At 45.9% G+C, this 18,613-nt stretch carries 16 protein-coding genes; 6 read left to right on the forward strand and 10 right to left on the reverse strand.

The window, feature by feature from the left end:
• Nucleotides 1-34: 34 nt before the first annotated feature.
• Nucleotides 35-1,030 (reverse strand): helix-turn-helix transcriptional regulator, encoded by a 996-nt coding sequence (locus ACMVP2_RS15295; protein ID WP_339786596.1) that lies wholly within the window; start codon nt 1,028-1,030, stop codon nt 35-37.
• 549 nt (nt 1,031-1,579) lie between these two features.
• Here ACMVP2_RS15295 and ACMVP2_RS15300 point away from each other — a divergent pair.
• From ACMVP2_RS15300 to ACMVP2_RS15310, 3 genes are all read left to right on the forward strand, one after another.
• The gene (locus ACMVP2_RS15300) at nt 1,580-3,994 is read left to right on the forward strand and encodes a TonB-dependent receptor (protein WP_416864146.1); all 2,415 of its coding nucleotides are present in this window, start codon (nt 1,580-1,582) and stop codon (nt 3,992-3,994) included.
• Between the two features lie 153 nt (nt 3,995-4,147).
• Nucleotides 4,148-4,873 carry a hypothetical protein gene (locus ACMVP2_RS15305; protein ID WP_339786591.1) on the forward strand — a complete coding sequence of 242 codons (726 nt, stop codon included), beginning with the start codon at nt 4,148-4,150 and terminating at the stop codon, nt 4,871-4,873.
• 62 nt (nt 4,874-4,935) lie between these two features.
• Nucleotides 4,936-8,031: a WD40/YVTN/BNR-like repeat-containing protein gene (locus ACMVP2_RS15310; protein WP_416864147.1), complete on the forward strand. Its 3,096-nt coding sequence runs from the start codon at nt 4,936-4,938 to the stop codon at nt 8,029-8,031.
• Between the two features lie 67 nt (nt 8,032-8,098).
• Here the strand turns inward: ACMVP2_RS15310 and ACMVP2_RS15315 are convergent, their stop codons facing one another.
• The 6 genes from ACMVP2_RS15315 to ACMVP2_RS15340 form a co-directional block, all read right to left on the reverse strand.
• Entirely contained in the window at nt 8,099-9,145 is a 1,047-nt protein-coding gene (locus tag ACMVP2_RS15315; protein ID WP_416864148.1) for an MBL fold metallo-hydrolase, read from the reverse strand.
• Nucleotides 9,146-9,201: 56 nt separating this feature from the next.
• The gene (locus tag ACMVP2_RS15320) at nt 9,202-10,077 is read right to left on the reverse strand and encodes an HAD-IIA family hydrolase (protein WP_416864149.1); all 876 of its coding nucleotides are present in this window, start codon (nt 10,075-10,077) and stop codon (nt 9,202-9,204) included.
• Between the two features lie 3 nt (nt 10,078-10,080).
• Complete coding sequence (locus ACMVP2_RS15325) at nt 10,081-11,127, reverse strand: hypothetical protein (RefSeq protein WP_416864150.1); 1,047 nt, start codon at nt 11,125-11,127, stop codon at nt 10,081-10,083.
• Between the two features lie 109 nt (nt 11,128-11,236).
• Nucleotides 11,237-11,605, reverse strand: a complete 369-nt coding sequence (crcB, locus tag ACMVP2_RS15330) for a fluoride efflux transporter CrcB (protein ID WP_416864151.1) — start codon at nt 11,603-11,605, stop codon at nt 11,237-11,239.
• Complete coding sequence (locus tag ACMVP2_RS15335) at nt 11,602-12,042, reverse strand: hypothetical protein (RefSeq protein ID WP_416864152.1); 441 nt, start codon at nt 12,040-12,042, stop codon at nt 11,602-11,604. The genes crcB and ACMVP2_RS15335 overlap by 4 nt, the downstream gene beginning before the upstream one ends.
• A 9-nt stretch (nt 12,043-12,051) precedes the next feature.
• On the reverse strand, nt 12,052-12,654 hold the full coding sequence (locus tag ACMVP2_RS15340; RefSeq protein ID WP_416864153.1) for an ACP phosphodiesterase: 603 nt from the start codon (nt 12,652-12,654) through the stop codon (nt 12,052-12,054).
• A gap of 211 nt (nt 12,655-12,865) precedes the next feature.
• On the opposite strand from ACMVP2_RS15340, the gene ACMVP2_RS15345 reads away from it, so the two are divergent.
• Entirely contained in the window at nt 12,866-13,264 is a 399-nt protein-coding gene (locus ACMVP2_RS15345) for a TerB family tellurite resistance protein (protein WP_151997251.1), read from the forward strand.
• A 53-nt stretch (nt 13,265-13,317) separates the two neighbouring features.
• Here the strand turns inward: ACMVP2_RS15345 and ACMVP2_RS15350 are convergent, their stop codons facing one another.
• Nucleotides 13,318-13,527 carry a helix-turn-helix transcriptional regulator gene (locus ACMVP2_RS15350; protein ID WP_416864154.1) on the reverse strand — a complete coding sequence of 70 codons (210 nt, stop codon included), beginning with the start codon at nt 13,525-13,527 and terminating at the stop codon, nt 13,318-13,320.
• A gap of 4 nt (nt 13,528-13,531) precedes the next feature.
• Entirely contained in the window at nt 13,532-13,933 is a 402-nt protein-coding gene (locus ACMVP2_RS15355) for a hypothetical protein (protein ID WP_416864155.1), read from the reverse strand.
• A gap of 187 nt (nt 13,934-14,120) precedes the next feature.
• Between ACMVP2_RS15355 and ACMVP2_RS15360 the strand changes: the two genes are divergently transcribed.
• Together ACMVP2_RS15360 and ACMVP2_RS15365 are read left to right on the forward strand one after the other, a co-directional pair.
• The gene (locus ACMVP2_RS15360; RefSeq protein WP_416864156.1) at nt 14,121-14,588 is read left to right on the forward strand and encodes a (2Fe-2S)-binding protein; all 468 of its coding nucleotides are present in this window, start codon (nt 14,121-14,123) and stop codon (nt 14,586-14,588) included.
• 5 nt (nt 14,589-14,593) lie between these two features.
• Complete coding sequence (locus tag ACMVP2_RS15365; RefSeq protein ID WP_416864157.1) at nt 14,594-16,762, forward strand: molybdopterin cofactor-binding domain-containing protein; 2,169 nt, start codon at nt 14,594-14,596, stop codon at nt 16,760-16,762.
• Nucleotides 16,763-16,802: 40 nt separating this feature from the next.
• Here ACMVP2_RS15365 and ACMVP2_RS15370 read toward each other — a convergent pair whose 3' ends face one another.
• Nucleotides 16,803-18,419: a hypothetical protein gene (locus ACMVP2_RS15370; RefSeq protein ID WP_416864158.1), complete on the reverse strand. Its 1,617-nt coding sequence runs from the start codon at nt 18,417-18,419 to the stop codon at nt 16,803-16,805.
• Nucleotides 18,420-18,613: the final 194 nt, after the last annotated feature.

Consider the following 18,613-nt stretch of genomic DNA (forward strand, 5'->3'; position numbering starts at 1 on the left):
GTGAAAATATAAGGCCGTTAATTGACGGCTTTTTTTATTCCTCCAAGTGCTCCTCTGCCAGTTTTATTTCTTTTTCCATTCTATTAAAAAACTTACTTCGCTCTTTCTCAGCACTACTGCTGATCAACGAGGACTTATTGATCAAATTGGCCAGGTGATCTTCAGTAGACCGGCAGAAAGAAGGGTCGGACGTGGAAAGGATGTTGAAAGTGTTGTACGTCAGGAAGGCCACCCGCTTGTCGCTCATTTTGAAAAATATAGAATTGTCGGCGATCAGAATTTCATTTTTATAGAGGCTGAAGGCACCTCCCTGTTCGCCAGGCTTAGTCGATTTTGATCCTATCTCCGCAAAATGCCTGATGTTGCCTATCATATCATTGAGCTGGCCAAGAATGACTTTGTAAGACTTGCTGTCCTCGAACAGCCCACACTCGAGATAAAACTGAAGCTGCTTGATCACGACAATGATCGTTTCATCACTCCAAATTTCTGTGCTGGGTATCCTGGCGTATAGCGACCAGATTTTATCGCCTATTCCCTTGAGCACACCCGAAACATGGGAAGAAGAAAACTTCTTGTTTTCGAGCTCGGGGTAGCGAAGCACTGTTTTCATCCAGAAAAACATCTTAAATGCCGCCAGCTCAGGATAGGGGAAATAATAGAAGATGGGAATGTCTTTGGCGCAATACACTAACTCCTTATCGGGGAAACTGTTGATCGTTTCCAGGTTGCCCTTTATGCTTTCAAGATATTTCTCAAATGTAAAGCCCGTGGTGGATACCTGCCTTACGTGGAACATGACAGTTTCTGACGTCTGAGCCAGCAGGGCGTCCAGCGAAATGCCAAACTTATTGGAAAGCAGGGTGACTTCTTCAATGCTGAGCAAAGTTTCTCCCCGAATTCTCCTGTAGGCGCTGTCCCTGCTGATATTTAGCAAATCGGCCAGTTCTTCGGCAAAGGCGATATTGGCCGGGAGCTTCAGTCGGATTTGTCCAAGGAACGACGCCTGTATGTTGGGTGTTTCACTCAAGGTTTGAAGGCTGATAAGTATTGAAATTGTCGTTTTCGACCCTCTAATATCTCCATTTGGGGATGGATTTGCAAAAAATGCAAATCCTATCTCCTGCTGACTCCTGCTGTTGGATTTTTTGCAAATCATTCTTTTCCTGTCAGCGCACAACCGGATGACATTCATTTCGCTATTCCCTTACTTTGATATCATCAAACAAAAAAAGGAAGCCGGTGGAGTGGTTATTTTTTAAACCCACACTTATTTTTTAAAACCGCCATCTTAGGTTATCAGCTATTCCGCCGGCACCTTTTGTTTCGGGCTACTAAACAAAAATATTATGGAAGCTAATTATGATATTTCGGTAGTGACGATCTTTTACTTTTTGGCTGCGATGGCTATGTTGCTTGTAGTTAAATTTCATTTTCCCCAGGGATTTTTTCTTCACCAGCTGTCCAGGTTGTTCAAAATTCACCGGCTGTTTTTCTAACAAGTATTGACCAGAGGACAAAGCTCTAATCCGCATAAATTCATTTATTATTGTATACGGGTTATTTTAACGCCATCTGAATGGGAAAGAAATTGCTATGCGCCCTGTCTTTGCTTTTTTGTGTGACGCTTGCTGAAGCGCAGATTACACAAACTGTGACTGGGACAGTGATTGAGAAAGAAACCAAACTGCCACTTCCTGGTGTCAATGTTTTGCTGGCGGATACGCTTGGAGCTATAGGCACCGTCACGGACCTGAATGGGGTGTTTATTTTGAGAAATGTGCCGCTTGGCAGGCGTTCTTTCAGGTTTTCGTTTATCGGCTATAAAGAGACATCACTCAACAACATCCTGGTTACTTCCGGTAAAGAACTTTCGCTTGCTGTTGAAATGGAGGAGTCGGTGGAAGCGCTGCAGGAAATTGTGATTCAGGCATCGGCAAGCAACGAGCCAATGAACGATATGGCAGTAGTCAGCGTCCGGGCTTTTACTGTAGAAGAAACCGATAGGTACGCCGGTAGCCGGGGCGACCCGGCCCGAATGGCGTCCAACTTTGCCGGCGTTCAGGGTGCTGACGACTCACGGAATGATATTGTCATCAGAGGCAATTCTCCACAAGGCGTACTCTGGCAACTTGAGGGTATCAATATCCCGAACCCCAACCACTTTTCCATTCCGGGCACTGCCGGTGGGCCGGTGAGCATCATTAACAATAAGATCCTGGCCAACTCCGATTTCTATACCGGGGCTTTTCCGGCCGAATACGGTAATAGCATTGCCGGCGTTTTTGACCTGAGAATGAGAAATGGAAACAACCGAAGGCACGAGTTCAGCGGGCAGCTAGGGTTTTTAGGCACCGAGGTTTTCGGGGAAGGACCACTTTCGAAGAAGCATACTTCTTCTTACCTTTTTAATTACCGGTATTCCACCTTGTCGCTGTTCAGCAGCCTGGGAATTGATATCGGCACATCAGCAGTCCCCAAATACCAGGACATGGCCTTTCGCTTTAATTTTCCCCTGGCTGGTGGTGGAAGTATTTCGGCTTTTGGCATTGGTGGCGACAGCGACATTGATATCCTGATCAGCGAGCAGAAAAAGCCTGAGCGCAATCTGTATGGAGAAAACGACCGGGATCAGTATTTCAGTACCAAAATGGGCGTAACGGGACTCAGCTATACAAAGCCGCTTAGCAGCAACACTTTAATGAAAGCTACGCTGGCAGCCTCTGCTGGTAGTCAGGATGCCCAGCATTATTATATCTACAGGCACGTGGATGCCGAAGGATTTTATGCTGTCGATTCCCTGCCTCAGATTCTTGGCTATCAGTTCAACCAGGCAAAATATTCAGCTATTCTCACCTTTTACCAAAAGCTGAACGCAAAAAACTCCCTTGTTTACGGCTTCAATAACGACCTGTACAGTTTCAATTTTCTTGACAGCGCAAGGGTGCTTCAGGATAATGGAGTCGACTTCAGCGAGTTTACGACACGGTGGAATTCACAGGAGCAAGCTCTCCTTCTCCAGCCCTATGTGCAGTGGAAGCACAAGTTCAACGACAGACTGAGTTTGGTGTCGGGACTGCATAGCCAATACTTTAGCCTCAGCAAAAGCTTTTCACCCATTGAGCCAAGAGCAGGGGTGGCCTGGCAAATGGGAAAAGGTCAGAGCCTGAATGCAGGAGTAGGCCTTCATAGCCAAATACAGCCAACCTACCTCTACTTTTACTCCAAGCCAGGAGCTTCAGGTCTTTACAATCGGGAGATGGACTTTACAAAGAGTATTCATTATGTGGCTTCGTATGCTAAGATGGTCACTGCCAATATCCGGTTCAAAACCGAAGTGTATTATCAGTACTTGTTTAATATTCCTGTTGAGAGAAACAGCTCCTCTTTTTCTCTGGTCAACACAGGGGCAGGCTTTTCCCGATTCTTCCCCGACTCCCTGGTAAACACAGGAAAGAGTAGAAATTATGGCATTGAATTTACACTCGACAGGGCTTTTACAGGTGGTTATTTTTTCATGCTCACCACTTCCCTGTTTGAATCAAAATACAAAGGCAGCGATGGTGTGCTGAGAGACACTGATTTTAATGGGAATTATGCAGTCAACGCACTTTTCACAAAAGAGTGGACGACCAGAAAAGACAATTTGATTGGCTTGGGAAGCAAAATCACTACAGCTGGTGGCAGAAGGTATGGCCCGGCAGATCCTGTGGCTTCAGAAAGAGAAAAAGAGGTGATTTATGTTGACGAAACAAGAAATTCACTTCAATTTCCGCCTTATTTCCGAGCCGATATTCGCATCAACTACCGCATTAACAGACCAAAGCTAAGCCACGAGATTGCAGTGGACCTTGTCAATGTATTGGGCATCAAAAATGTGCTGAAGTTAAGCTGGGCGCCTGATCAAACCGACCCTTCTGCTGACCCCATTCGCAGGGAATATCAACTCGGGTTTTTACCGCTGTTTTACTATCGGGTAGATTTTTCGCTTTAATCGAAGCAACCGTGCTCAGCGGCTGATGGGTTTTGTCTAAGGCTGGCAACAAATTGTTGAGTTGGTATAAACGGAAAAAATAGCTTTTGAACTGTAATATCCTTTATTTAAAGGCTACTAATTCAATATACTGAACCATTAATCAAATTAATTATGAAACGTTTATCTTATCTGGTCATCATTTTGGCCCTCACTTGCACCGGAATTTCAACCGCTCAGGCCCAGAATGTTGACGATATACTGGCCAGCTACTTCGAAATCACAGGCGGGCTTAGCAACTGGAAAAACCTGAAGAGCATGAAAATGACCGGTAAAATGCTGCAGGGTGGCCTTGAGTTCCCAGCTATTATGTCGCAGAAGTACCCCAACAAGTTTAGAATGGATATTGACATTCAGGGAAAGAAGATCATTCAGGCTTACGACGGAAAAGAAGGATGGATGATCAATCCACTGGCCCAAATTACTGAACCCAAAGTGCTTACTGCCGAAGAAGTGAAAGAAATGGAGGACAACCAGATGGAGGATGAATTCATTGACTACAAAAGCAAAGGACACGCTGTAGCACTGGATGGAGAGGAGAACATTGAAGGAACTGATTGCTTTAAAGTGAAGCTCACGAAGAAAAGTGGGGATATTGAATATCACTTTTTCGATAAGGACAATAATGTGCCAATTATGGTCAGAACCTTCGCCAAAACCGGGCCCACGGAAGGTCAACCGGTGGAAACTTTCATGAGTGATTATGATGCCGTTGGTGATTTCATGCTTCCTTTTTCGATGACGACTAAGTTTCAAGGTCAAACTGTGATGCAGATAGTTGTAGACAGCTATGACCTGAATGCCACATTGGACGATTCGGTGTTTGCACTTCCTAAATAATACCCGGAGGCCTGCACTCCAGCGGGCCTCTTTATCTTCTGCATTCAGTTAACCCCATTTCTATGAAAAGAATTATATCTGTGTGGTTGCCTGTTCTGGCGGCCATTATCATATCTCCGTTTTCTCTATTTGCCCAGCCTTCCATAAAAACCAGTGACCTTTTTGGAGACATCAGGGCACGCCACATCGGCCCGGCGCTTATGAGCGGAAGAATTTCTGATATCGACGTAGTCAACAGCAAGCCCGAAGTTATTTACGTCGGAGCAGCCGGCGGGGGTGTATGGAAATCGCAGAGTGCCGGGGCTTTGTTTACACCAGTTTTTGACGAGCATACCCAGTCAATTGGCAAGGTGACCATTGATCAAAACCACCCCGACACTGTGTGGGTAGGAACGGGCGAAACCTGGGTAAGAAACAGTGTGTCAGTGGGAGATGGCATCTACAAAACCACCGATGGAGGTTCTTCATGGAAAAACATGGGACTGAAAGACTCCGAAAGGATCAGTGATATTATTGTTGACCCCACCAATTCAAACTCCGTGTATGTGGGTGTGCTGGGCCACCTATGGAATGACCACGAAGAGCGTGGGGTTTATAAAACAACCGATGGCGGGGAAACATGGGTAAAGCTGCTTTACGTCAATCCTCAAACTGGCTGCGCTGACCTTACAATGGATCCCGAAGACCCGAATACACTGTATGCAGCCATGTGGGACTTCCGCCGTACGCCGTATTCGTTTAGATCAGGAGGGTCGGGAAGCGGATTGCATAAAACTACCGATGGCGGCAAGACCTGGACTAAAGTCACCCAGGGCCTGCCCAAGGGCACACTTGGCAGGCTGGCAGTGGAAATTGCGCCGTCTAATCGCAATATTATCTACTTATCAGTGGAGGCGGACAAGGAGGAGGAGAAGGGACTCTACCGGTCTGATAATGCAGGTGAATCATTTTCCCTTGTCAATGGCGATTTTAACAATAAAGTGAGGCCTTTCTACTTTGCGAGACTAACGGTTTCTCCTTCCAACGAAAAAATTGTTTATAAATGCGGGCTGCAATTGATCATGTCGGAAGACAGCGGTGCTACCTTTAAAATCATCGACAGCGGCATGCACTCTGACATCCATGCTGTGTGGATTCATCCCACCGATTCAAAGTTCAATTTGGCAGGAACTGATGGCGGGCTTTACAGAACGCTCGACAATGGGAATACATACACGATGTTCATGAACCTGCCGCTGGCACAATACTACCATGTCAGTGTTGATATGGAGGAGCCTTTTAATATTTATGGTGGGCTTCAGGACAATGGTTCATGGAGAGGGCCATCCAAAAGTCAGGGAGGTATAGCCAGCAAAGACTGGCAGTTTGTGCTTGGTGGGGATGGCTTTGCGGCCCATGTCGATTCAGAAGACAAAAATGTAGTGTATGCCGAAGCTCAGGGTGGTGAAATAAGCAGGGTGAACCTGCTCTCTGCTGATAGCAAGGACATCAAACCTTACCCAAGGGTTGGCGAAGCGGAGTTTCGTTTCAACTGGAATGCGCCGATTCACAAAAGCCCGTCAAACCCGAAACGACTTTACTTTGGCAGCCAGTTCTTGTTTATGTCGGAAGACAAAGGAGAATCATGGAAGCGACTTTCTCCAGACCTGACCACCAACGACCCAGCCCGGCAGCAACAAAAGCAGTCCGGAGGTCTATCTACCGACAACTCAGCGGCTGAAAACAATACAACGATTTACGCTATTGCCGAATCTCCGCTCGATGAAAAGCTGATTTGGGCAGGCACGGACGACGGCAACCTGCAGGTAACAACCGATGGAGGAACTACATGGACAAATGTTTCTCCCAACATCTCAGGATTGCCCGCTAAAAGCTGGTGCACAAGTGTGGAGCCTGGCCATTTTGATAAAAACACGATCTATGTCACATTCGATCATCATCGTATGGGTGACATAAAGCCCTACTTGTTTAAGAGCACTGATCTTGGTAAAACATGGGTTTCACTTGCAACACCTGACATCTCTGGCTATGCCTTGTCGGTGCGGGAAGATTTAGTGAATCAAAATCTCGTATTTCTTGGTACTGAATTCGGGCTCTACATTTCAGTGGACGGTGGATCAAATTGGGGTAGGTTCTCCAACAACGTGCCGAAAGTTGGCGTTAGAGACATGGTGATTCACCCAAGGGACAATGCCCTGGTTTTAGCAACCCATGGTCGGGGTGTTATCATCATCGATGACTTGTCAGCGCTGAGAGCACTGACTCCGGAGGTCATGGACAAACCTTTTACTTTTTTTGATAGTCCTCAAGCCTATACTTCAGACTTTGATTTCGGTGGTGGTTGGTTCGGTGGGGCAGGCGAATTTGTAGGGCAGAACCCCAATGGAGCTCCTCGCATCATCTACTTTCAGCAGAAGCGGCATGTGTTCGGCAAAATGTTCATTCAGGTGTTTGATGAGGCGGGTGATATGATAAAGGAACTTCCGGCTGGCAAGTCGGCCGGTGTCAATATTGTGGACATGCCCACCAGAATGGACAAGCCAAAGGCAGCGCCTACCAACAACCGAATGTCGCTGATTGGTAATGTCTTTGGACCTGACCTGCCTGGCGGCACCTATAGGGCAGTGGTGACGAAGGGCAAGGAAACGTTTGAGACTACTTACACTGTTGGCTACGACCCCAAGTCGCCGCACTCTGTGGAAGACCGAAAGCTGCAGGAGCAAACTGTGCGGAAACTTTATGACATGACAGAGCAGATGGCCTGGGTGTACGATGTGTCTTCGAAGTTGCAGCAGCAAGCTGAAGATTTGGCCAAAAGCAAGCCTAAGCTGGCAAAGAAGGCAACAGCCTACGCCAGGTCGGTTCAGGCATTTAAAGACAATCTGGTGTTTCTTGGAGGGGATTTCTATGTCAATGAGGACGAACGACTCAGTGAGAAGATAAGTCAAATTTACGGCACAATCACCCGCTACCCAGGCAGGCCTTCACAGTCTCACCTGGATAGAATAGCCACGCTGGAAGCTGATTTTAAAGTTGAACAGTTGAAGTTTGCTGCCTTGACTGGCGAAGAGCTACAGAAATTAAATTCGGCTATTGAAAAAGTAGGAGCAGAGGCACTGAAAGTGCAGAGCTTTGAGGCATTCAAAGCGAGTGAATAAATGAAAAACTGCCCTGTTTGCTCCAAAAGTGAAAACAGGGCAGTTTTTTATCACTAGTCTTCTTTTCTCACTTTAAACTTAGCTCACTGGAGTATTTCCGCCACCAATTCTTATCGGTTGGGTTGTCGAATAAATGCACCCATTCACCAGGAGCCGGGGTCACGGTTTTTATTTTGTGCGTGTCGGCCAATTCGTTTAGCCATTTAATGGGCTCATACCAGCTGTGCAGGGCCAGGTCAAAAGTGCCCCAATGGGTGGGGTAGAACTGCCCGCCCTGAAGCTGAAGAAATGCTTCTACAGCCTCTTCCGGGTTAAGGTGAATATCTTGCCAGGCTAGGTCATAGGCGCCAATTGGCATGAGCGACATATCGAATGGTCCGTATTTTTGCCCGATTTCACTATAGCCATCAAAATAACCGGAGTCACCTGCAAAGTAGATATTGCTTTCTCCGAACTTTAATACCCATGAGCACCAAAGGGTATTGTCTCTGGTAAACAGCCTGCCTGAGAAGTGGCGGGCGGGCGCAGCTGTGAAGGTGTAACCATCGCCTTCGTGGCTTTCCCACCAGTCTTTTTCAATAATATTTTCTTTCGGCACGCCCCAATGCTTCAGGTGTGATGCCACGCCAACCGGCACAATAAATTTCTTCACTTTACCTTTCAGTGCCAGTATAGTGGAATAGTCAAGGTGATCGTAGTGGTCATGTGAGAGTACGACTGCCTCTATAGCTGGTAACTTTTTCGGGTCGATGGGCGACGGCGCATAGCGCTTCGGCCCCATCCACTGGAAGGGTGAAGCCCTTTCTCCCAGCATAGGGTCAAGCAGAAAGTATTTACCTCCGGCGTGAATGAGCACAGCCGCATGGCCAAGCCAGTTGAGGTAAATGCCGGTCTTGTCAAGCACATTGATGATGTCACGATTGGCCTCTTCAAATTTGTAAGCGTTAGTAGGGGCTTTCTCGGTCTTCCGCCTCATGTAACGCCCCATTACCTGGGGCATGTCCTTAAGAGAAGCTGCCGTGGTGCTTACCGGGTTTTGAAACCTTCCTTTCTGGTATTGATCTGATCGATTGATTACCTCTTTTTCGGGAGCCTTACCGAAGCTTTTTATCATGCTAACAATGTTTTACTTATGAAGACGATCAAAGGTCGGTTTTACTTTATTTTTCACTAAGGAGTGTTCGGATATTCTTCTTTTTCTATCACCGCCGACTCACAAACGTAGGTCGGGATAATGCCCGTCGTTTTGATCCTCAAGTCGGCTTGCTCTGGCAATGTGTTACCCGTGAGAACCAGTACTGTATCGAGTCCAAACTTATTACCGCCAATAATGTCTGTAATGAGCGTATCACCCACCATTAGTATGTGTTCTTTTCCCGGCTTTACTCCATTGTTGAGAGAGTGCTCATAAGCAAAATTGAACATTTGAGCATCGGGCTTCCCGAAACGAATGAATTTTTTCCCTACGATGGTTTCCACCATATCTGCCAGGCTCCCCACGGCAATAGCTACTTCGTTTTTGGCCACCGGGTAGGCGTAGTCGGTGTTAGCGACAATGGCAGGAATGTTTTTCATTCTCAGCAAGTTCACCACTTTGTTGATGTCGTGATTCCAGTCGAAGCCCTCGTCGTCGAGAAACACCAGCGCATTGATATCGTCGGCGTTGGCAATATCCAGCTTTGAGATGGGGACTGTCTTCAAATCATTGGTTTCGATATAGTGGGCGGACTCTTCGGTGCCTAGAAAGGCAACTGACCCTTTTTTCACCTTCAGGGTTAGGTATTCTTTGGCGAGCATTCCTGACGATACTATCCTGTCTTCAGTAATGCTGGGTATCCCAACTTTTTGATATTTTTCGGCCAGTTGCAGCGGGCTTCTGGAGGCGTCGTTGGTAAGGATAAAATAATTGATGCCTTGTTCTTCCAGATAGGTAAATGTGTTTTCAATACCCGGAATAAGGCCTTTGTGGTTTTTTAATACCCCAAATGCATCGAAAAAGACCGTTTTATATTTTGAAACAACCGACTTAAAGCTTCTAATGCGCATGAACTACAGGTTTAAAGCCCGGAAGATCTTATCAGCATCAAAGGTCTTGTCCAGGCGGGGAAAATAGATTTCGAAGGCTTCCTGTCGCAGGCGACTGGAATAAAGCTCATGAAAGAAATAGCGACCATCTTTTACCACATAGTTGAGGATAAAAAAACGGTAGGCTTCCTTCATGAATAAAACTTCATCTTTGGATAATGGGTAAATTGCATGATAGGCCTTAAGGAAAATCAAGAAACGATCTTCCATCAACGGATCAATCAGATAGCTAAATATAGTACGATCTCCGATATCTGACGTTACCCGGCTGAAAAAGTAGAAGTCCATGACCCTGCTGCTCATCCTAAACCAGTCGTAGTCCCAACGGGAATAAAACCTAAAGTCCTTGGTGACGGAGAAGTTTCCGATGTTCCAGTCGATAAAAACAGGAATCGTATCAAAGTTGTGCGCTTTCAGCTTATCGCTGTTCTCATAGAGCAGTTCGCATTGCTGAAGAATGGTGTCTCTTTGACCACGGTATTCAAAGCGGCCAGGGGCAGTGTCCAGTATTTCCACCAGCTGGTCAAGGTCGTCCTTGGCTTGCTTGAAGTTGCGGGGTAGCGTATTTCTGACTTTTTTACAGGCCTTGTGAAATTTGGCCAGCTCTTCACCTAGAATACCAATCTGCGTTTCGTTTAGTCTTTTGGGGGGCTTTTGATCTATTTTAATGGGGTTATAAAAGACAACCCATGCATCCAGAAGGCTGTTTTGATACCGGTAGGTAAATAGCTGCCCGTGCTTGGTGAGCGACTTTGCGACAAAGTTTTCAAAAGGATCGGGCAGGTTGTTGGCCAGGGCGTTGATGATGGTATGATCCTCTACAAAGTGCTGGTAACGCCCGAAATAAGAAAGCTTGGCAATCACCAGGCTGTCATCTTCTAGCTTTACCCGGTATACATAATTGGTAGAGACTTTTGCACTTATATCCGAAATGGACTTGATGCATTGGCTGGGATCGTAGTCGTGCCAGGCCTCTCTTATAATCGTTGTAAAATCAAAAAGCTTTTGCAATTGAATCAGGGGTTATGTGTTCTTATAATGGTATTCGGTTATGTATTAGGCTATCGACGGCCATGTATTACTGTAATAACGTAATTGCCTTAGATAGTTTCAAGACAACTCACTTAGTCAACCACATGCCCAAAAGCACTGCCAGGCCACCTAGTATCACGCTGCTAAGGAAATAAAAAGCAGCTAGAAGGTAATGTCCGGTGGTAATGAGGTTGATGTTTTCAGCGGAGAAGGTTGAAAAGGTGGTGAAGCCGCCACAAAATCCCGTGGCAAGCAGAAGAAATATATCCCTTGTCATCCATTCCGTCTTTACGCCTGCTCCTATGAGCACGCCAATGACGAGGCAACCCAATACGTTGGCTGTGAAGGTTCCCAGGGGGAAGTTCATTGGCAGCCATTTGGCGCCTGCCAGTGTCAAAAGGTAGCGGCCTGCGCTTCCGGCAAAGCCACCTGCGCCCACAAGTAGCACCTCCTTCATGCCTTTACTTTACTGAATTTTTGATGCATATATTTTAGCAGCTGTGCGTAGTCGGTGTGCTCCTGCTGGCTCACGCTTATTTTCCTGCCGTCATCAAATATAAGCGTTACTTCCTTGTAAACCCCTCCGGCAGTTTTGATGGTTTCCTCCTTCCATTTCTGCAGGTTTTTACCTGTGTAGGTTAATTTTTTTCGCCTGATCGGGAAAAACACCTCAAAACGTTCTTTGGCCACCTTCACGTTTTTGAGTGACCAAATAACTTTGACAAGGATAGCCAGCATAATGCCGATAAGAATAGGAATCAGCAGGCGCCCTAGCCATTTCCATTGCCCCATGTTGGGTAGTTGGTAATAGATAAGGCACAGGAGGCCGCCGGCGACTACTTCAAAAACGGCTATACTGAAATAGGTATTGATTTTCGGTTTGCAAACAATCATGGGGTAAAGTTACAAGGAAAACCTGTTTTTGAGCTCCCCAAGGAATTGATTCGATGAATGGATAAGATCAGGGAAAAAGATGTTAAATTCTTTTTCGAAAGCGGCGTAGTGCGCTTCGAGTGCTTTGTGGGCAAGCTCCATATGCGAATTGAACGAAGTTCTTCTCGACATGCCGGTAAGTGTCCATTTAATTCCTTCAACGAATTGGTAGTTGTACAGCCAATTATCGGCGCTCATGTAACTCAGCATTTTTGACGCTCTTGGTGGTAAGTCAGCCCCTCTCGATTTGGCCAACTTGTAAAAATCTTCAGTAAATGCCTTCAAATCTTGTGAGTGATGCTTTTGCCAATCCTTTGCCAGAAAGTGGTCGTAAAACACATCGACAATGACGGGGGCATAGTGTCCAAAGTCTCCCCGTAATTTTAGCTTACTTTCTCTCACCACTTCGTGGGTATCGGTGTAGGTGTCAATGTGCCGGTGGAGTATGATGCCTGCCTGAATGGGGTTGGGAAACTCGGCAAGCTGGTTGCCTTTCACAAAGTCGCCAATAAAGTTACCCAACTGTATGTCGCTTTCGGGGCCAGAAAGGTATATGTGGGCGAGAAAATTCATTTTATTGACCGATTATATTGAATCACCAGATAAGTTTTTGTACTTAATAAATAAAGAAAAGCATTTTTAAAACAACTACGAGCTCCTGATCGGTTATATCCTGTTAATTTCACATTATTTGCTATTTTTACTGGTTCACAACTCAGAAGCGAGTTAATTCGACCTAAGTAGTATTAGTCAATTCACCATGGGCACAGTTACAAGTCAGTATATGTCCCGTTCACAGCTCCAGATTTTGGTGCAGCTGGCCAAAATAGATGGGGTGGTGTCGCAGGATGAAATCGACCTGATAAGGCAAGTTGGAAAAGCCAATGGTCTTACTGAGGAAGATATTGCCACGGCTTTTGACGAGACTCATGAAGTAGGCAATCTGGCAGACCTCTCCGATGACGAAAAGTACGAGTATATGTACCGGGTGGTTCAGCTAATGAAGATTGACGGCCGCCTCTACAAAGAAGAGATTACCTATTGTGCTAAGATGGCGTCTAAAATGGGTTACAACGAAGATGTGTTGTATCACCTGATCACCAAAATCTACTCCGACCCCCACGTATCGGCCGACAAGGATGCATTGAAGAAGAAAGTGCAGAAGTACCTGATTAAGGATTAGTGTCCCCGATTCATCTCTCTCGAGATACTCTTAAGTAGCTGGCCTGTAAGGTACTATACTTCCCAGTCGTCGTCCTCCAGGGAGAATATAGTGTCAACTTTCTCATTGAAAACGTGCGCAATCTTAAGAGAAAGGAGCGTAGAAGGGATGAATTTCCCGGTCTCAATGGAGTTAATGGTTTGTCGTGAAACACCTACCTTGTCAGCCAGATCGGCCTGGGTGAAATTGTTCCTGGCTCGCTCTACTTTTATTGAGTTTGTCATATGGCTATTCCTTCACCCTTAAATATTGAAACCACCCAATAGCAATTATGAGCGTGATAGACAGGTATTCAAAGGCCGAAATGGAATACCAGCTATCAGTTTCAATGGAATAGCCCTCGTAGTTTTGAACATAATTAATAAGCATTGTTACCACGGCGCCTAAAGGAACTGCTGCGGCCAATGACCTGAATTTGAGATAAGCTATCCTTTCATCATATACCTTCTCCCGTGAGAAAAAAATCACAATAAGGCCCATAGCTACAGGAAAACTAAGTCCTGCAAAATCCATTATTTGATACTCGGTAAGTCTGCGAAAGAAGACGATGAGTCCAAAAAGTATGGTGACCCCACCGAGGGCTTTGGTCCAATGCGGATATAGAAAACTTGGAACAATCGATTTTTGCATGATTCACATATTTAGTCGTTAAAAGAAGACTAAAAGTAAAGTTAACTTTACATAAAGACAAGTAAATTTGATTTTTTCTTGTAATAAGCACGAGTGAACGCTGAAAGAGAGGGGCAGCTACTGGATGGCGGTGGTTTTTAATTTCTCCGGTTAAATAGCTAACTTAAAGCATACTAAAAGTCTGACTATGGCATCTCTCACCCTTCGCATCAACAACAAAGACTACTCCATGGAGGTCGATCCACAAATGCCTCTCCTCTGGGCTATTCGGGACTTCGCTCTTTTGACGGGTACCAAATTTGGCTGCGGCATTTCGCAGTGCGGTGCCTGTACCGTTCATATCGATGGCGAACCGGTTCGTTCATGTGTTACGCCAGTATCCGGTGCCACGGGTAAATCTATCACGACTGTCGAAGGTTTGTCAGTTGATAACGATCATCCGGTTCAGCAAGCGTGGCAGGAAGAGCAAGTGCCACAGTGCGGCTACTGTCAGTCGGGCCAAATCATGGCGGCTGCGGCTTTGTTGAGCAAGCATCCGCAGCCCAGCGAGGAGCAGGTCAATGCTTATATGTCCCCCATCATTTGTCGCTGCGGCACCTATGTTCGTGTGAAAAGGGCAATTGACAAAGCTGTAGCCATCAACCAGAAAGCCTAACCCCTATGAAAACGATATCAACTAACACGCAAGAAAGGTCAGGAAAGCTTCCAAGAAGGGAGTTTTTAAGACTAACGGCCGTTTCAGGCGCCTTTTTAGCGATCGGCTGTTCACCTGGTGAAGGTGGCGAAAATAAGGTGACGACGATTGACCCTGCCGGGGGCTCCGACATATCCCTCAATCAGTTTGTTGTCATCAACACAAACGGGCGGGTACTGCTTTACAACCATCGGCCAGAGATGGGGCAGGGGACGTTTCAGGCCATTCCCATGATACTGGCCGAGGAGCTGGAAGTGGATGTGGAGCAAATCGAAATTTTGCCGTCGGCGGCAGATGAGAAAAGATATGGCAGCCAAATGGTAGTCGGCAGCAGAAGTATTCAGACCGAATATGCTAACCTCCGAAACATGGGAGCTGCCGCCCGTGAAATGCTCAGACAGGCTGCCGCTAACAGGTGGCAGGTGGAGGTGAGCGAATGCAAAGCCAGCCTGGGCGAGATCATCCATAATTCTGGCAAAAAACTCACCTACGGAGAGCTGGTGGAGGAGGCTTCAAAACTGACGCCGCCGGAAAGCCCTCCGTTGAAAGCACCCGGTGACTTCAAAGTCATTGGACGATCCACAGCCCGAAGAGACATTCCAGACAAGACCAACGGCGCTGCTGTTTACGGACTTGATATCCAAGTGCCAGGGATGCTGTACGCCTCCGTGGAGAGGTCACCAGTGTTTTTGGGAAAGGTAATCAGCTTCAATGACGAAAAGGCTAAAGCGGTGCCGGGTGTAAAGGCGGTGGTGAAAACGCAAAGGAATGTATTGGGGCATACCAGAGAAGGTGTAGCCGTGGTGGCCGACAACTATTGGGCAGCGAACCAGGGAAGGAAAGCCCTCGAAGTCAAATGGGACACCGGCGGTCTTGAGAACAACTCATCAGCTACTATCCTCAAGAAGTATAAAGCCGATGCCGCCAAAAAAGGAGTTTCGTTGGCGGAAGCAGGCGACTTAGGCAAATCGAGTGGCGCTGCCTCCGTGGTAGAAGCTGTTTATGAAACACCCTATCAGAGCCATGTTTGCATGGAGCCAATGAATGCTACAGTGAGCGTGATGGAAGGAAAAGCCGAATTTTGGGGCTCAACGCAAAACCCTAATGGCATACGCTCACAACTGGCACGGCAGCTCAATATTGACCCTGAAAATGTAGCCATTAACTACACCTTTATGGGAGGAGGCTTTGGTCGCCGGTCGATGACCGATGTGGCTGAGGAAGCGGCTGATATTTCGCTGCAAGTAGGAGCGCCGGTTAAAGTGGTGTGGACCAGGGAGGACGACCTTACACAAGGGCCTTTCCGGGCAGCGTCTTTGAATGTTTGCCGGGGTACAGTGGCAGGTGGTAAAGTTGTGGTGCTGGAGCATAAAGTGGTGGCTCAGGAAATACAAAACCAGACTGGCGACAAAATGGAAGCCGGCCGACAGCTCATGGGGGGCATCAATACAGAATATGAGATTCCCAACTTCCGGATAAGTGGTGTGCTTCAGAAACACTATGTGCCGATTACCTATTGGCGGGCGGTGTATCACACCACCAACTGTTTTGCTCATGAATCGTTTATCGACGAGTTGGCCATAGCCGCAGGCAAGAATCCACTGGATTTCAGACTTGACATGCTTAAAAACCACCCCCGGTACACGAAAGTGTTGCAAACCCTGGCTGAAAAGACCAATTGGTACGGCCCAAAGGAAGAAGGAGGCGGACGTGGAGTGTCTATTCTTGAGCGGTCAGGCGCATTTACCGGGATGGTTATTGAGGTGAAAAAGGAAAATGGAAAAGTGAAGCCGGTGAAAATCACCACTGTGGTGGATGTTGGCATCTGCGTCAATCCGGACACGGTACGGGCCCAAACCGAGGGCTCTATTGTGATGGGGTTAACGGCTACTTACAAAAGCGGCATTAGGCTGGAGAACGGGGCGGTGACACAATCCAATTTCCACGATTACAACATGCTGACGTTTGAAGAATGCCCGCCTTGCGAAACCTATATTATTCAAAATGAGGAAAAGCCCGAAGGCGCCGGTGAATCAGGTCTTGCCAATGTAGCGCCTTCGCTGTGCAATGCCATTTTTGATCTGACAGGGGTGAGAGTGAGGAAGTTACCGTTGGGTTTGGGGGCTTTGGTATGAAAGCTTCAATATCCTACCTCGAACTCTGAGGTATAATAATTTAGTTTACCATCAATGTCTTAGTCCTGGTTGGAGTGCTAGAGTCTCTTTCATAATATTTGACTATATAGTTTCCTGGGGCTGGGTAGACCTCGAGTTCATGATTGCCTTTCCCGGTTACATAAAATACTGGTAAAATAATTCCATCCACAATGTCATATGTCCAGGTTTCGCTAGCCCCAAAATACCAATTGGTTGGATAGGTTCCGTCAGATGCCTTTTCGATAGTTACCTTTAGACTCATTCCGTCTGATAAAACTCTGCTGCCTATTCCGACGGACGAGCTTGAACTTACATTACTTAGTCCGTCATATAGCAGATTGACCCTATTGTATAATACCAGGTATTGATCATATTTGATTAAATCATAGTCTTTTACATAGAGGGTTTTGGAGGCGAATTGTGTGAGGTAAGAGAAATCCAGTTTCGATAGTACCTGAGAATCAATAGTATTTTGAAATTTGTTGATAAAGCCTTGCTTTACGGAGCTGGTGTCAATGTAAGACAAATGAGTCATTAGATCATTTCCTAGCGAAATGTCGCTTATCACACCATCTTCTTTCAAATCATTACTCATGTCCGTGAGAATCTCTGATATTTCCGATTCTGTCCTAAAGCCTTGCAAAAGGGTTGAAACGGAAAATGCAATTTTACCGATTTCTCCAGCCTGGGAAAGATCAATATCTTCTGCTCTTGATGCGCCTGGGTTCTCAATTTCGAAAATGCCAAGAACTTCATTCAATGCTTGGAGCTTTGCAGAGTCATACGACAACCCTGTTTCAACAAGATATTCCACACGTGGCTTTTCCAGATGAGTCAAAATATTGACATTGATGGCAGTTAATGAGTCCATTCTAAATACGCCAGACAAGTTAATCTTCGAGCTGGAGTTAAAGCCAGTTACTTCATTCCAATAAAATCCGTCAACTACAACTTGAAATAGTTTTCCTTTCGCATTAGAAAACTTTAGCTCATATGAACCGTATTCGTCTTTTATGGCTGAGGTAAAAGATCTTCCTGTCAAAAAGAACTCATTATTCATTTCGTAGAAAGTTAGAAGAGAGCCCTTAATAAAAGGCCCTTTGAATACATTGCCATTCAGAGTTTGATCTACTGAAACTACTTTCAATGTGTTGATCTCAGTATTCAATCCATCAACCATTTCCTGGATCACTTCGATGTTTAAGCTTATGGCGTTATTGGCACTCGTTAAGGAGTCGACACCTGATGTGGCTAGGTCAATTTGAGCTATCCAGTTAGATAGTGTTGCATTTAGGTTCTCTGTATCGCTGTGTTCCAGAAATGCTGTGAGGAGTAGTTTGAGTCCGTCAACCGTTCCAGATGATAACGAATCCCCCGTTTGAGAGATTTCAAGTATTTGCGAGAGTTGATCAAAGACCAAATTGAGATGTTTGATTTCAGAAGCATAAAGCTTACCATCCTCTCCCAATTGTTGGACTTCAGATTTTAGCAACTCAACATCCTTCTGAAGAACATCAACATCTTTTTCTAGTTGCGACAATCTATCGTTGATGCTAGATATGTCATCCTCAAGTTCATTTAGTCCGCACGAACTAAGCAGGGAGAGCGTGATTGCAAATGAAACTAATTTTTTCATAGCCGATTATTTAGAGCGCAATATGTGCTTTGATATTATTTATGAAAATTAAATATGAGGTTTTTTTTAGGAATTTAATTTAAATGACATGTAAAAAATACTGTTAGTTGCGTTGCGGGAGAATTATTGCTGTTTGGATGTATGCGAGAATTTGGACCAATTCCAATTGGTGTTTTGTTTAAGCACCTTATTGT

This window comes from Imperialibacter sp. (assembly GCF_048007035.1).
In the GTDB taxonomy this organism is placed as follows: Bacteria; Bacteroidota; Bacteroidia; order Cytophagales; family Cyclobacteriaceae; genus Imperialibacter.

Coding starts and splice junctions, on each gene's coding strand:
- ACMVP2_RS15300 (WP_416864146.1), top strand. CDS start 1,580: ATGGGAAAGAAATTGCTATGCGCCCTGTCTTTGCTTTTTTGTGTGACG.
- ACMVP2_RS15305 (WP_339786591.1), top strand. CDS start 4,148: ATGAAACGTTTATCTTATCTGGTCATCATTTTGGCCCTCACTTGCACC.
- ACMVP2_RS15310 (WP_416864147.1), top strand. CDS start 4,936: ATGAAAAGAATTATATCTGTGTGGTTGCCTGTTCTGGCGGCCATTATC.
- ACMVP2_RS15315 (WP_416864148.1), bottom strand. CDS start 9,145: ATGATAAAAAGCTTCGGTAAGGCTCCCGAAAAAGAGGTAATCAATCGA.
- ACMVP2_RS15320 (WP_416864149.1), bottom strand. CDS start 10,077: ATGCGCATTAGAAGCTTTAAGTCGGTTGTTTCAAAATATAAAACGGTC.
- crcB (WP_416864151.1), bottom strand. CDS start 11,605: ATGAAGGAGGTGCTACTTGTGGGCGCAGGTGGCTTTGCCGGAAGCGCA.
- ACMVP2_RS15335 (WP_416864152.1), bottom strand. CDS start 12,042: ATGATTGTTTGCAAACCGAAAATCAATACCTATTTCAGTATAGCCGTT.
- ACMVP2_RS15340 (WP_416864153.1), bottom strand. CDS start 12,654: ATGAATTTTCTCGCCCACATATACCTTTCTGGCCCCGAAAGCGACATA.
- ACMVP2_RS15345 (WP_151997251.1), top strand. CDS start 12,866: ATGTCCCGTTCACAGCTCCAGATTTTGGTGCAGCTGGCCAAAATAGAT.
- ACMVP2_RS15350 (WP_416864154.1), bottom strand. CDS start 13,527: ATGACAAACTCAATAAAAGTAGAGCGAGCCAGGAACAATTTCACCCAG.
- ACMVP2_RS15355 (WP_416864155.1), bottom strand. CDS start 13,933: ATGCAAAAATCGATTGTTCCAAGTTTTCTATATCCGCATTGGACCAAA.
- ACMVP2_RS15360 (WP_416864156.1), top strand. CDS start 14,121: ATGGCATCTCTCACCCTTCGCATCAACAACAAAGACTACTCCATGGAG.
- ACMVP2_RS15365 (WP_416864157.1), top strand. CDS start 14,594: ATGAAAACGATATCAACTAACACGCAAGAAAGGTCAGGAAAGCTTCCA.
- ACMVP2_RS15370 (WP_416864158.1), bottom strand. CDS start 18,419: ATGAAAAAATTAGTTTCATTTGCAATCACGCTCTCCCTGCTTAGTTCG.